The sequence below is a fragment of the Afipia broomeae ATCC 49717 genome (genome assembly GCF_000314675.2).
Taxonomy (GTDB): Bacteria; Pseudomonadota; Alphaproteobacteria; order Rhizobiales; family Xanthobacteraceae; genus Afipia; species Afipia broomeae.
Map to the genome: position 1 here is coordinate 82,703 of NZ_KB375283.1, position 12,298 is coordinate 95,000.

Consider the following 12,298-nt stretch of genomic DNA (forward strand, 5'->3'; position numbering starts at 1 on the left):
CGCATTGAAGTCACGAGCTTTTGCCGCATCCCTGGGCAACCGCCCGCCCGTTTTTCAGGCAGATCGACGCAAGGTCACGCCAATTGCCCGCAGGCAATGCATATCGCGCTGGCCCAAGCCTTGCTACCATCAGTTTGAGCAGCGGATCTGGTATCCCGCCGCAGAGAGAAGCGTTCTGGTTTATGTCAGTTGCCTTCGATGAAATGAATGGGACCGGTGGAGACCTTCGCTCCGCCTACCACGAGCTCAGCCTCTGGCTGAAGGAGACCCCTCCGGACGCGCTAGAATACCGGCGCCAGGAAGCAGAACTCTTATTCCGGCGTATCGGCATCACCTTCGCGGTCTACGGCGAGGCCGAATCCACCGAGCGGCTGATCCCGTTCGACGTCATTCCCCGGATCCTGTCCGGCAAGGAATGGACGACAATGGAAAAGGGACTGAAGCAGCGCGTGAAGGCGCTCAACATGTTCCTCGGCGACATCTATCACAACCGCGACATTCTCCGCGCCAAGATCATCCCCGACGACCTGATCTTCCAGAACCCGGTGTTTCGGCCGGAAATGAACGGGCAGGATGTCCCCCACGACGTCTATGTCCATATCGCCGGCATCGACATCGTGCGCGTCGATTCCGAGAACTTCTACGTGCTGGAAGACAATGCGCGGACGCCGTCCGGCGTGTCCTACATGCTGGAAAACCGCGAAATCATGATGCGGCTGTTTCCGGACCTGTTCGCGCGGCATCGCGTGGCGCCGGTGGAGAACTATCCCGACGAACTGCTGGCCGCCCTGCGTTCGGTCGCGCCGCTCACCTCGAAGGCCGAGCCCACCGTCGCCCTGCTGACGCCGGGCATCTACAACTCGGCCTATTACGAGCATTCGTTCCTGGCGGACAAGCTCGGCGTCGAACTGGTCGAGGGCCGCGATCTCATCGTCAAGAACGATGAGGTGTTCATGCGCACGACCGAGGGATTGAAACGCGTCGACGTGATCTATCGCCGTGTCGATGACGATTTCCTCGATCCCCTCACCTTCCGCCCCGACTCGGTGCTCGGCGTTCCCGGCCTGATGTCGGCTTACGTCGCCGGCAACGTCACGCTGGCCAATGCCGTCGGCACCGGCATCGCCGACGACAAGGCGGTCTACAGCTACATGCCGGATATCGTGAAATTCTATCTCGGCGAAGAGCCGATCCTGAAGAATGTCCCGACCTATCGCTGCCGCGAGCCGAAGGATCTGAAATACGTGCTCGACAACCTGAAGGACCTCGTAGTCAAGGAGGTCCACGGCTCCGGAGGCTACGGCATGCTGATCGGCCCCGCCGCCACCAGGGAGCAGATCGAGGCCTTCCGCGCCAAACTGATGAAGGAGCCGGAAGGCTTCATCGCCCAGCCGACGCTGGCGCTCTCCACCTGTCCGACCTGCACCGAGTCCGGCCTCGCGCCGCGTCACGTCGATCTGCGGCCGTTCGTGCTGACCGGCAAGGATCACGTGACCGTTGTGCCCGGCGGTCTGACCCGCGTGGCGCTGAAGGAAGGTTCGCTCGTGGTCAATTCCAGCCAGGGCGGCGGCACCAAAGACACCTGGATTCTCGAGTAACACATGCTGTCGCGCACCGCAGAAAGTCTGTACTGGCTGGCCCGCTACGTCGAACGGGCGGAATATCTCGCCCGTACCATCGAGGCGACGCTGCGCGCCACCGCGCTGCCCGACGCCTATGTCGGCAAGAGCAACGAATGGGAATCCGCGCTGCTCACGGCGGGCATCGATGACATCTTTTACAGGTTTCACGACGAGGCCAACGAGCGCACCGTTGTCGATTTCCTGTCGTTCTCGCCCGACAATCCGTCCTCGATCCGCAACTGCATCGAGAACGCGCGGCTGAATTCGCGCTCGGTGCGCACCGCGCTCACCAGCGAGATGTGGGACACCATCAACAGCGCGTGGATCGAACTGCATGCCTGCTGGCCCAAGGGCGCAAAGACGCGCGAGGACCTGACCAAGTTTCTTCGCTTCGTGCAGGAGACATCGCTGCGCTTCGACGGCTCCGCCTACCGCACCATGCTGCGCAACGACGCCTACTGGTTCTCGCGGCTCGGGCTGCATCTGGAACGCGCAGACAACACCGCGCGCATCCTCGACGTGAAGTATCACGTGCTGCTGCCCGAAGAAGAACATGTCGGCGGCCCGCTCGACTACTATCAGTGGACCTCGATCCTGCGGTCGGTCTCGGCGCTCACCGCCTATCACTGGGTGTATCGCGAGACGCTGAAACCGTGGCTGATCGCCGACCTGCTGATCCTGAATGAATCGCTGCCGCGCTCGCTGGCGAGCTGCTACGGCAATCTGGTGCGCAATCTCGACCAGATCGGCGTCGCCTATGGGCGCCAGGGCGCCGCACAGCGCCACGCGCGCGGCGTCCGCAACCGGCTGGAACACGCGCACATGGATGACCTGTTCCAGCGCGGGTTGCATGAATTCATCCAGGAGTTCATTGCAGACAACGCGCGTCTGGGCGATACCATTTCGAAACAGTATCTGATCTGAGTTGCCCGGAATGCAGGGCTGCATCCCGTCATTGCGATGCGTATTTGCGACAATGCAATGACAGCGTTGTGCTACTGACGCCCTTCTCACGAAACTGCGGCTTTGCCATGCGCCTGAAGATTTCCCACTCGACGACATATCGCTATGAGCCGCCGGCGACCGGCGTGATCCAGATTCTGCGCATGACGCCCGGCAGCCATGACGGACAATATGTCGCCGACTGGCAGATCGACGTCTCCACCGATACACGCCTCGACGTGCATCAGGATGCGTTCGGCAACGTCACGCATGTTCTGACCCATGGCGCGCTCTCGGACCTGACCATCCATGTCGAGGGCCTGGTCGAGACGCATGATACCGGCGGCGTGCTGCGCGGCACCGACGAGCGTTTTCCGCCGAGCCTGTTCCTGCGCGCGACGCCGCTGACCGAAGTCAACGCCGCCATGGCGAAGTTCGCCAGCGACCTCTACACCGAAGCAGCCGGAGACACGCTGGGCTTTCTCCATGCGCTGATGCTTCAGATCAACGATCACATGACATTCGATACCGATCCGACCCACGCCGGCACGTCTGCGCCGGAAGCTTTCGCACTCAAGCGCGGCGTCTGTCAGGATTACGCACACATCTTCATTGCCTGCGCGCGCAGCGCCGGTGTCCCCGCCCGCTATATCTCGGGGCATCTGCTGCGCTCGGACGGCATGATCGCGCAGGACGCCGGACATGCCTGGGCGGAGGCCCATGTCGAAAGACTCGGATGGGTCGGCTTCGACGCCGCGAACGCGATCTGCACCACCGACGCCCATGTCCGGGTCGCGGTCGGGCTCGACTATCTGAGCGCAGCCCCGACGCGCGGCACCCGCTACGGGGGCGGCACGGAAACCCTCGAAGTCGCTGTGCGGGTCGATCAGGCCGGGCGGCAGAGCCAGAGCTGACGACATTCTTGTCCCGGACGCGATGCAGCGCGAAAGCGGTGCATCGCTGAGCCGGGACCGTTACGCGCACGGTTTTGTACGGCCCCGGCTCTGCGGAGCGGCATTGCACGCCGCACCGCGTCCGGGGCACGAAAGCTCCCCGGTTGCCCCATCCCTCCCCGCCGCGTAGAAATGCGCGGTCTGGAGATTTGAACTGATGACCTATTGCTGCGGAATTCTGGTTCGTGACGGCCTTGTGATGATGGCCGACACTCGCACCAATGCGGGTCTCGACAACATCTCCACCTTCCGCAAGCTGCACATCTTCAGCAGCCCCGGCGAGCGCATCATGGCGATCGCCACCGCGGGCAATCTCGCCATCAGCCAGTCGGTGATTTCGACACTGAACGAGGGGTTCGAGGACCCGATCACCGGCGAAGTCGAGACGCTGATGAATGCGCCGACGATGTTTCAGGCGGCGCAGCGGATCGGCCGGGCGATCCGCGAGGTGCATAAACTCGAGGGCAACGCGCTGCGCGCGGAGGACATCTCGTTCGACGTGTCGTTCCTGTTCGGCGGACAGATCAAGGGCGCGCGGATGCGTCTGTTCATGATCTACACTGCCGGCAACTTCATCGAGTGCACCACCGACACACCCTACCTGCAGATCGGCGAGCACAAGTACGGCAAGCCGGTGCTCGACCGCGCGATCTCCTATGACGTCGATCTGTACGACGCGCTCAAAGTTGGTCTCGTGTCGATGGATTCGACGATGCGGTCCAATCTCGGCGTCGGCATGCCGATCGACATTCTGCTGGTGCGTCCCGACGTGCTCGATGCCGAGGTGAACTATCGCATCGAGGCGGGCGAACCGTATTTCCACGATCTGCGCTCGCGCTGGTCGGCGGCGCTGCGCGCCGCGCATCAGAGCATTCCGCGTCCGCCTTACGGTCAGAAGACCTGACGCCCGCCATACTAAAAATCAGAACAAGCCGCAGCAGCGGCGTAAAAAGGGAGAAACCAATGAAAGTCGCAATCGTCACCGGTGCGGGTTCTGGAATCGGACGCGCCTCGTCGCTGGCGCTGATGAAGGCCGGCTTCTCGGTGGTGCTGGCCGGACGGCGCAAGGATGCGCTGGAAGACACCGCGAAGGCCGGCAAGGATCTGGGCAAGAGCCTCGTCGTGCCGAGCGACATGACCGATCCGGCCTCGATCGCGGCGCTGTTCGCGAAGACCATGGACGCGTTCGGCCGCCTCGACGTGCTGTTCAACAACGCGGGCGTCGGCACGCCGCCGGTGCCGCTTGAAGATCTCAGCCTGCAGCAGTGGCAGACCACAGTGGCGACCAACCTTACCGCGCCGTTCCTCTGCACCCAGCACGCCTTCCGCATCATGAAGGACCAGACGCCGCGCGGCGGACGCATCATCAACAACGGCTCGATCTCGGCCTATGCGCCGCGTCCGTTCTCGTCGCCCTACACCGCGACCAAGCACGCCATCAGCGGCCTGACCCGCGCCACCGCGCTGGACGGCCGCGCCTATGACATCGCCTGCGGCCAGATCGACATCGGCAATGCCGCCACCGAGATGACCGAGCGCATGGCCGGCGGTGTGTTGCAGCCGCGCGGCGACACCATGGTCGAGCCGCGCATGGATGTTCAGAACGTCGCCGACGCCATCGTGTTCATGGCCACGCGCTCGCTCGACGCCAACGCGCTATTCCTCAACATCATGGCGACCAAGATGCCGTTCGTCGGACGCGGGTGAACCCAGACGGTTCTTAATCGCGCGGCGCAGTCTCAACATACTCTGTCGCCATCACCGGGCTTGTCCCGGTGATCCTCGTCTCTTTATCTTTTCCGGAGATCCAGAAAGACGTGGATGGCCGGGACAAGCCCGGCCATGACGGCGAGGAATTGAGACGCGACCCGCTCAGTGCAGCCGGAACATGCCGTCGATCGCCTTGATCTCAGCCGGCTTGATCAGCTTGGAATGCGCGACGGTGACCGAGACCAGCGGTCCCTCCAGCTTCTCCTGCCAGAAGGCGAGAAAATCCTTCAGCGCCGGAAATTTCGGGAACAGGTCGTAGTTCTGCCAGACGTAGGATTGCAGCAGCCAGTGGTGATCGGGGCGCCGGTAGAGAATTTCGGCCGTCGTCAGGCCGTAACCGGCGAGTTGCCGTTTGAAGTCCTCAGATACGTTGCCCTGAGAAACGGTAGCATTCGGGACCATCAGTACCTCCTTGGTGGAGGCGATCGGCAAACAGTGGCAACCGGTTTTGTCGAACGCGCTCGCACCCACTCTCTGTTGAGCGCGCAAGTCGCGAACCGGATTCCACGTCGCGAACAAACGCGCTGTCTGAGAATCTGACCCAATACGAAGCTTCATCACAAGCTCAAATGTTAAATAAAGTGTTATCTTTCAATGCATTAGCAGCACCTTACCGCGACTGCTGACAAGGTTGCTGCTGACAGTTCGCCGCGCCCGTGCGACTCTCGCATCCCGTCAATATGGAGCGGGGCCATGAGCCGTTTCACCGGCGAACTCACCATCACGCAGCTCGACGTCGATTGCCGAACGTGGCGGCTTGAACAGCCGCTGGTCTATGAGGTCGGCGACGAGAACTCCGGCCACGTGATCGAGGTTCACAAGCTGTTCGAGACCGACGGCGCATCGATCCCGCGTCTCTTCCAGTCATTCCTGCCGACGTGGGGCCGCTACAGCCGGGCCGCTGTGGTCCACGACTACCTTTACAACGAGCTACGCCCCGGCACCGAGCGGCACCCGGAGGCGCCGACCAGGCAGCGCGCCGACGCGATCTTTTATGAGGCGATGCAAGTCTCCGGCGTCGGTTTCTTCACCCGATGGATCATGTGGGCGGCGGTGCGCACCTTTGGTTTCCTGTCGTTGCAGGCCGCCCGCGCCATGGCCTGGAAAAACGACAAGCCGATCCCCGCCGAGGTCGCGCCCCGGCCGGAACTGGACATTGTGAGCAAGCGCAGGCGGCAGACCGGGACACCTCCGCCTCCGCCCCAATCGCCCGGAAACGAGGGGCCGGCTCCGCGTTAACGCTTGAGCAAAAATTGGCAGCCGTCAAATCAGAGTGCCAATTTTTCTGCTAAAGACCCTTGCCCGGCACCCGCCATCGGCCTATGTCCGTGTCAGTTGCGGTAGCACTCGCCTACCATGACTGCTAACATTTGAAAAAACTTAGCCTTATCAAGCTATTAGGAGGACTGCATGAAATTCCGTCCGCTTCACGACCGCGTCGTGGTCAAGCGCATCGACGCCGAAGAGAAGACCAAAGGCGGTATCATCATTCCGGACAGCGCGAAGGAAAAGCCTTCCCAGGGCGAGATCCTGTCGGTCGGTCCGGGCGGCCGCGACGAGGCCGGCAAGTTGATCCCGATCGACCTGAACGTCGGCGACATCGTCCTTTTCGGCAAGTGGTCCGGCACCGAGGTCAAGATCGACGGCCAGGAAGTGCTGATCATGAAGGAAAGCGACATCATGGGCGTCATCACCGATGGCAGCGCCAAGAAGAAGGCCGCTTAAGAGCGCCCTCTCCCACCCAGAATTCCAACTTGTCCTGACACTCAAGGAAACCCAACATGTCCGCCAAGGAAGTCAAATTCGGCGTCGAAGCCCGTGACAAGATGCTCAAGGGCGTCGACATCCTCGCCAACGCCGTGAAGGTGACGCTCGGTCCGAAGGGCCGCAACGTCGTCCTCGACAAGTCGTTCGGCGCTCCGCGTATTACCAAGGACGGCGTCACCGTCGCCAAGGACATCGAGCTTGAAGACAAGTTCGAGAACATGGGCGCGCAGATGGTCCGTGAAGTGGCCTCGAAGTCGGCAGACGCTGCCGGCGACGGCACCACCACCGCGACCGTTCTGGCCCAGGCCATCGTGAAGGAAGGCGCCAAGGCGGTTGCCGCCGGCATGAACCCGATGGATCTGAAGCGCGGCATCGACCTCGCGGTCGAAGCGGTCGTTGCAGACCTCGTCAAGAACTCCAAGAAGGTCACGTCGAACGACGAGATCGCCCAGGTCGGCACCATCTCGGCCAACGGCGACAAGGAAATCGGCGACTTCCTCGCAAAGGCCATGGCGAAGGTCGGCAACGAAGGCGTCATCACCGTTGAGGAAGCCAAGTCGCTCGACACCGAACTCGACGTCGTCGAGGGCATGCAGTTCGACCGCGGCTACATCTCGCCCTACTTCGTCACCAACGCCGACAAGATGCGCGTTGAATTCGACGACGCCTACATCCTCATCAACGAGAAGAAACTCTCCTCGCTGAACGAACTGCTTCCGCTGCTGGAAGCCGTCGTGCAGACCGGCAAGCCGCTCGTCATCGTTGCTGAAGACGTCGAAGGCGAAGCTCTCGCCACCCTCGTCGTCAACCGTCTCCGCGGCGGCCTCAAGGTTGCCGCTGTGAAGGCTCCGGGCTTCGGCGACCGCCGCAAGGCCATGCTGCAGGATATCGCGATCCTGACCGGCGGCCAGGCGATCTCGGAAGACCTCGGCATCAAGCTTGAAAACGTGACCCTGAACATGCTGGGCCGCGCCAAGAAGGTGATGATCGACAAGGAAAACACCACCATCGTCAACGGCGCCGGCAAGAAGGCCGACATCGAAGCCCGCGTTCAGCAGATCAAGGCGCAGATCGAAGAGACCACTTCGGACTACGACCGTGAGAAGCTGCAGGAGCGTCTGGCCAAGCTCGCAGGCGGCGTCGCGGTGATCCGCGTCGGCGGCGCGACCGAAGTCGAAGTGAAGGAGCGCAAGGATCGCGTTGATGACGCGATGCATGCGACCCGTGCGGCTGTTGAAGAAGGCATCGTGCCGGGCGGCGGCGTCGCCCTGCTCCGTGCCTCCGAGCAGCTCAAGCGCATCAAGACCGCGAACGACGACCAGAAGACCGGCGTCGAGATCGTCCGCAAGGCGCTCTCCGCTCCGGCCCGCCAGATCGCCATCAACGCAGGCGAAGACGGCTCGGTCATCGTCGGCAAGGTGCTCGAGAAAGAGCAGTATTCCTACGGCTTCGACTCGCAGACCGGCGAATACGGCAACCTCGTCACCAAGGGCATCATCGACCCGACCAAGGTCGTGCGTGCGGCGATCCAGAACGCAGCTTCGGTTGCGGCGCTGCTGATCACCACCGAAGCGATGATCGCTGAAGTGCCGAAGAAGGGTGGCGCCGGCGCACCGGCAATGCCGGGCGGTGGCATGGGCGGCATGGACTTCTGATCCACGCGTCTTTCGCAGTTACGAAATGCAAGAGGCCCGGAGCAATCCGGGCCTTTTCTTTTCTGTTCGCTCCGCGTTGTCATTCCGAGGGCGGCGCGGCATTCTCATTGCGCGAGAATACCCCGCGCCCCCGCCTCACAACCCGCCGCGATATTGCGTCGGCGAGCAGCCGAAGCGCGCGCGGAAGCGGCGGTTGAAATAAGTCACTTCGTTGAAGCCGCTGGCCAGCGCAATATCCGACACCTTCAGCCTGTCGAAACGCAGGTCGGAGAGCATGGCGCGCGCCTTCTGCAGGCGCAATTCCAGCACCCGTTCGGAGAACGTCTCGCCGCTTTCAAACAACAGGTCCCGCACGTAGCGGTCGGACAGCCCGAGACTCTCCGCAATTGCGGCGGGTGAGAGCGAGGGATCGGCAAAACGCGCCTCGATGATCGACAAAAGTTCACGCAGGCGGGCGGCACGCAGGCCGCGCGTCTGCGCGACCTGGGCTTCGTCGCCGCGCGCGCCCAGCGCCAGCGCGATCAGATCGGCCAGCATGGTTTCGGCATGCTGCATCAAAGGCGGCGATTCATGCACTTCATCGGCATTGAGCAGAAAATCGATGGTGTGCTCGAGGTGCCGCACAATCGGATCGCTTCTGTCGAGCGCGGTTACCGGGCGATCGTCGGCATGCGGCACGACCTTGAGAATCTGCGCGCGCGGGATCGAGGCCATCACCCATGAGGTGACGCCATCGGTGAAGCTCGAACATGGTTGCGCGATATTATAGGCCATCACGCTGCCGTTCTTCATGGCGAGATCGCGATTGCCCGCACTCCAGATTTGCGGCTTGGGGCTGCGATAAAATCCGATGTAGATGTCGTCCCGGTCATTGGCGACATGCTTGCGGGTGCGAACGTAGTGGTTCGTGGTCGTGCTGAACCGGCTGACGCCGAGATTGCCGAGCATGACATTCCTGGACGACGTCGCGAACGGCTTGTCGTCAGCGTGCTTGATCTCGGCCGCGCCGAGCTGCTCCAGCCAGATATCGCGCCACAACATGAAGCGCGCCTTGTCACTCAAATGCGCGGGAAGCTGATCCGACGAGTAATCGACCTTCGGCATGTTCGCCTGCTGTATTGCAAATGGGTTCCCTTTCCTACCACCCTACCACACGCCACCGTGAACGGCAGCGGCTGGCGACCCAACAGGTGGCACGAAAACGGGCACTCCTGCCGCATAAATCAAGCCCAGCGCCGTCGAGGTCAATCACGGCGATATGGCCCTCTGCATCGTTGTAACGGCGCAACATGGCGAACGATTTCCGCAGGCCTGCCGCCGAGTGCAATTGCTGTTCCGCCGCGTGCAAGACAGGCGAAGCGGAATCCCTCACATCACACAGCAGACGAGTACCGACTGAGAAGGCATTTCAGGATGAAGACGTTGATTGCGACCGGCGCCATTCTTTCCATCGCGGCGTTATCGCCAGCTTTGGCTGCCGACCTTCCCCTCAAGGCGCCATCGGCCAAAATTTATAGCTGGACCGGATGGTATGCCGGTCTCAATGCTGGCTATGGCTGGCAGGACAAGGATGCCGCGTTCAGTGGCGATTCCTTCGGAACGATTCCGGGCGCCGGCACGATCTTCACGGACGGGCTCGTCGACCAGTCCCTACAGGGGCCGAGCACCAATCATCCCGCCTACCGCCAGGCGTATCGCATGTCCGGATTCGCCGGCGGGGGGCAGTTTGGTTACAACTGGCAGGTCGCGCCGAGTTGGATCACCGGCTTCGAAGCCGATCTTCAATACGCGAACCTGAAGAGCAGCGCGCTTTTTGCAGCACCCGACAGTGGCGGCGGCGTGGATCTCGGCGCGACCTCCTCGCATCAGCTCAAGTGGTTCGGCACCGTACGCGCGCGCCTCGGCTATCTCATCACCGACCGGCTGCTCGCCTTCGCCACGGCGGGCCTCGCCTATGGCGAAACCAAGGGGCAGGCCGCCATCTCGATCATTCACGCCACCGGCTGGAACGTCGGCGCCGCGACAACGATCATCTGCAACGGCTTCTCGACCTGTCTTTCCGGTGCAGCCTCACAAACCTCCGCCGGGTGGACCGCAGGCGGCGGCCTTGAATATGCGATCCTGCCCAACATCACGCTGAAGGCCGAATATCTCCACATCGACCTCGGCGACCAGACGATCCGGCTGAACGTCCAGAGCCCCGCGACCGGCAACGGCTTTGCCAATGTGACCTTCAGCAATGCCTACGACATCGTGCGGGCCGGCTTGAATTTCCGCTACTAGGACGCGACCGCGCGGCTGCGAGGCATCGCAGCAGCCTATTCGTCCGCGTGCTTGAGGATGGTCTTCAGCAGCCCCGGAAAGCGCGCGTTGATGTCGGCCACGCGCACGGCGTTGCGATGCTCGACGCCCTGCTTGGTGGTGTGGATCAGGCCCGCCTCGCGCAGCACGCGGAAATGATTCGACAGCGTCGACTTCGCCATGTCCGGGCACGGCGCCGCCGCCGTACACGACATGCAATCCTTCTGGCCGATCAGGCTCTTGACGATCATCAGCCGCGCCGGATCGGCCAGCGCGGCGAGCACGCCAGCCAGCGTGATGTCCTGCCTCGCGGGATGAACGAACTGAACCATAAAAATAATATAGGCCGCCCCTTGAACCGGTTCAATAGTTCAATATTTCCGAACTACTGAAACATGGAACCTCCGGGCCGCCGGTCCGTACCGGATCGCTGGCGGCTCGGAACGAGAGATCAAGGAACACGATCATGACCAAGAAACTCGAAGGCAAGGTTGCGCTGGTCACCGGCGCATCGAAGGGAATCGGCGCGGAAATCGCGCTGCGTCTCGCCGCGGAAGGCGCCAGCGTCGCCGTCAACTACGCGTCGAGCAAGCAGGGCGCGGACGATGTGGTGGCCAAGATCAAGGCCAAGGGCGGCAAGGCCGTGGCGGTCGGCGGCAATCTGGCCGATCCGAAGGCCGCGAAATCCGTGGTCGCTGAGACGGTGAAGGCGCTGGGGCCGATCGACGTTCTGGTGAACAATGCCGGCGTCTACGAGTTCGCCCCGCTGGAGGCGATCACGCCGGAGCATTTCCACCGGCACTTCGACCTGAACGTGCTCGGCCTCCTCCTCGTCTCGCAGGAAGCCGCGCAGCACTTCAGCGCCAACGGCGGCAGCATTATCAACATCTCCTCCGGCGTCACGACCATCACCCCGCCGGGCTCGGCGGTCTACACGGCGACCAAGGCGTCGGTGGATGCGATCACGTCGGTGCTGTCGAAGGAGCTGGCCGCGAAGAAGATCCGCGTCAACGCGGTCAATCCGGGCATGATCATCACCGAAGGCGTGAAGACCGCTGGCTTCGACCGGGGCGAACTGCGCACCCAGATCGAATCCATCACCACGCTCGGCCGCGTCGGCAAGGTGGAGGAAGTCGCGGGCGCCGTCGCCTTCCTCGCCTCGGACGATGCGTCCTATATCACCGGCGAAGCCATCAACGTGACAGGCGGATTCAAGTAAGCGGCAGCCAACCGGACGCGGTGCGGCATTCTTCATTGCCGCTCCGCAGACCTGGAATCTCGAACAAAT

13 protein-coding genes are annotated in these 12,298 nt (G+C 62.4%); 10 read left to right on the forward strand and 3 right to left on the reverse strand.

Going from position 1 to position 12,298, the window contains the following annotated elements:
- The first annotated feature begins 182 nt into the window (after nucleotides 1-182).
- The 5 genes from HMPREF9695_RS12820 (at nucleotide 183) to HMPREF9695_RS12840 (ending at nucleotide 5,224) form a co-directional block, all read left to right on the forward strand.
- A complete protein-coding gene (locus HMPREF9695_RS12820) occupies nucleotides 183-1,598 on the forward strand; it encodes a circularly permuted type 2 ATP-grasp protein (RefSeq protein WP_006021269.1) in 1,416 nt (471 codons plus the stop codon).
- 3 nt (nucleotides 1,599-1,601) lie between these two features.
- Nucleotides 1,602-2,546 carry an alpha-E domain-containing protein gene (locus HMPREF9695_RS12825; RefSeq protein ID WP_006021270.1) on the forward strand — a complete coding sequence of 315 codons (945 nt, stop codon included), beginning with the start codon at nucleotides 1,602-1,604 and terminating at the stop codon, nucleotides 2,544-2,546.
- A 107-nt stretch (nucleotides 2,547-2,653) separates the two neighbouring features.
- Nucleotides 2,654-3,478, forward strand: a complete 825-nt coding sequence (locus HMPREF9695_RS12830; RefSeq protein WP_006021271.1) for a transglutaminase family protein — start codon at nucleotides 2,654-2,656, stop codon at nucleotides 3,476-3,478.
- Between the two features lie 196 nt (nucleotides 3,479-3,674).
- Nucleotides 3,675-4,421 (forward strand): proteasome-type protease, encoded by a 747-nt coding sequence (locus tag HMPREF9695_RS12835; RefSeq protein ID WP_006021272.1) that lies wholly within the window; start codon nucleotides 3,675-3,677, stop codon nucleotides 4,419-4,421.
- A gap of 59 nt (nucleotides 4,422-4,480) precedes the next feature.
- Complete coding sequence (locus HMPREF9695_RS12840) at nucleotides 4,481-5,224, forward strand: SDR family oxidoreductase (protein ID WP_006021273.1); 744 nt, start codon at nucleotides 4,481-4,483, stop codon at nucleotides 5,222-5,224.
- A gap of 165 nt (nucleotides 5,225-5,389) precedes the next feature.
- Here HMPREF9695_RS12840 and HMPREF9695_RS12845 read toward each other — a convergent pair whose 3' ends face one another.
- Nucleotides 5,390-5,689 (reverse strand): usg protein, encoded by a 300-nt coding sequence (locus HMPREF9695_RS12845; protein WP_024919035.1) that lies wholly within the window; start codon nucleotides 5,687-5,689, stop codon nucleotides 5,390-5,392.
- 291 nt (nucleotides 5,690-5,980) lie between these two features.
- On the opposite strand from HMPREF9695_RS12845, the gene HMPREF9695_RS12850 reads away from it, so the two are divergent.
- The 3 genes from HMPREF9695_RS12850 to groL all read left to right on the forward strand — a co-directional run bounded on the left by HMPREF9695_RS12850 (nucleotide 5,981) and on the right by groL (nucleotide 8,709).
- Nucleotides 5,981-6,526, forward strand: coding sequence for a DUF1353 domain-containing protein (locus tag HMPREF9695_RS12850; protein ID WP_006021275.1), 546 nt, complete (start codon nucleotides 5,981-5,983; stop codon nucleotides 6,524-6,526).
- Between the two features lie 171 nt (nucleotides 6,527-6,697).
- On the forward strand, nucleotides 6,698-7,012 hold the full coding sequence (locus HMPREF9695_RS12855) for a co-chaperone GroES (RefSeq protein WP_006021276.1): 315 nt from the start codon (nucleotides 6,698-6,700) through the stop codon (nucleotides 7,010-7,012).
- Between the two features lie 56 nt (nucleotides 7,013-7,068).
- Nucleotides 7,069-8,709: a chaperonin GroEL gene (groL, locus tag HMPREF9695_RS12860; RefSeq protein ID WP_006021277.1), complete on the forward strand. Its 1,641-nt coding sequence runs from the start codon at nucleotides 7,069-7,071 to the stop codon at nucleotides 8,707-8,709.
- A 135-nt stretch (nucleotides 8,710-8,844) separates the two neighbouring features.
- Here groL and HMPREF9695_RS25285 read toward each other — a convergent pair whose 3' ends face one another.
- Nucleotides 8,845-9,813, reverse strand: coding sequence for an AraC family transcriptional regulator (locus HMPREF9695_RS25285; protein ID WP_006021278.1), 969 nt, complete (start codon nucleotides 9,811-9,813; stop codon nucleotides 8,845-8,847).
- 309 nt (nucleotides 9,814-10,122) lie between these two features.
- Here HMPREF9695_RS25285 and HMPREF9695_RS26385 point away from each other — a divergent pair, with 309 nt between their 5' ends.
- A complete protein-coding gene (locus HMPREF9695_RS26385; protein WP_006021279.1) occupies nucleotides 10,123-10,992 on the forward strand; it encodes an outer membrane protein in 870 nt (289 codons plus the stop codon).
- 35 nt (nucleotides 10,993-11,027) lie between these two features.
- Here the strand turns inward: HMPREF9695_RS26385 and HMPREF9695_RS12875 are convergent, their stop codons facing one another.
- Nucleotides 11,028-11,342, reverse strand: coding sequence for an ArsR/SmtB family transcription factor (locus HMPREF9695_RS12875; RefSeq protein ID WP_006021280.1), 315 nt, complete (start codon nucleotides 11,340-11,342; stop codon nucleotides 11,028-11,030).
- Nucleotides 11,343-11,476: 134 nt separating this feature from the next.
- Here HMPREF9695_RS12875 and HMPREF9695_RS12880 point away from each other — a divergent pair, with 134 nt between their 5' ends.
- Nucleotides 11,477-12,229 (forward strand): SDR family NAD(P)-dependent oxidoreductase, encoded by a 753-nt coding sequence (locus tag HMPREF9695_RS12880; protein WP_006021281.1) that lies wholly within the window; start codon nucleotides 11,477-11,479, stop codon nucleotides 12,227-12,229.
- Nucleotides 12,230-12,298 lie beyond the last annotated feature (69 nt).

What these genes read in the sequence shown, in the direction of transcription:
- HMPREF9695_RS12820 (WP_006021269.1), top strand. Translation starts at nt 183, where the DNA reads ATGTCAGTTGCCTTCGATGAAATGAATGGGACCGGTGGAGACCTTCGC.
- HMPREF9695_RS12825 (WP_006021270.1), top strand. Translation starts at nt 1,602, where the DNA reads ATGCTGTCGCGCACCGCAGAAAGTCTGTACTGGCTGGCCCGCTACGTC.
- HMPREF9695_RS12830 (WP_006021271.1), top strand. Translation starts at nt 2,654, where the DNA reads ATGCGCCTGAAGATTTCCCACTCGACGACATATCGCTATGAGCCGCCG.
- HMPREF9695_RS12835 (WP_006021272.1), top strand. Translation starts at nt 3,675, where the DNA reads ATGACCTATTGCTGCGGAATTCTGGTTCGTGACGGCCTTGTGATGATG.
- HMPREF9695_RS12840 (WP_006021273.1), top strand. Translation starts at nt 4,481, where the DNA reads ATGAAAGTCGCAATCGTCACCGGTGCGGGTTCTGGAATCGGACGCGCC.
- HMPREF9695_RS12845 (WP_024919035.1), bottom strand. Translation starts at nt 5,689, where the DNA reads ATGGTCCCGAATGCTACCGTTTCTCAGGGCAACGTATCTGAGGACTTC.
- HMPREF9695_RS12850 (WP_006021275.1), top strand. Translation starts at nt 5,981, where the DNA reads ATGAGCCGTTTCACCGGCGAACTCACCATCACGCAGCTCGACGTCGAT.
- HMPREF9695_RS12855 (WP_006021276.1), top strand. Translation starts at nt 6,698, where the DNA reads ATGAAATTCCGTCCGCTTCACGACCGCGTCGTGGTCAAGCGCATCGAC.
- groL (WP_006021277.1), top strand. Translation starts at nt 7,069, where the DNA reads ATGTCCGCCAAGGAAGTCAAATTCGGCGTCGAAGCCCGTGACAAGATG.
- HMPREF9695_RS25285 (WP_006021278.1), bottom strand. Translation starts at nt 9,813, where the DNA reads ATGCCGAAGGTCGATTACTCGTCGGATCAGCTTCCCGCGCATTTGAGT.
- HMPREF9695_RS26385 (WP_006021279.1), top strand. Translation starts at nt 10,123, where the DNA reads ATGAAGACGTTGATTGCGACCGGCGCCATTCTTTCCATCGCGGCGTTA.
- HMPREF9695_RS12875 (WP_006021280.1), bottom strand. Translation starts at nt 11,342, where the DNA reads ATGGTTCAGTTCGTTCATCCCGCGAGGCAGGACATCACGCTGGCTGGC.
- HMPREF9695_RS12880 (WP_006021281.1), top strand. Translation starts at nt 11,477, where the DNA reads ATGACCAAGAAACTCGAAGGCAAGGTTGCGCTGGTCACCGGCGCATCG.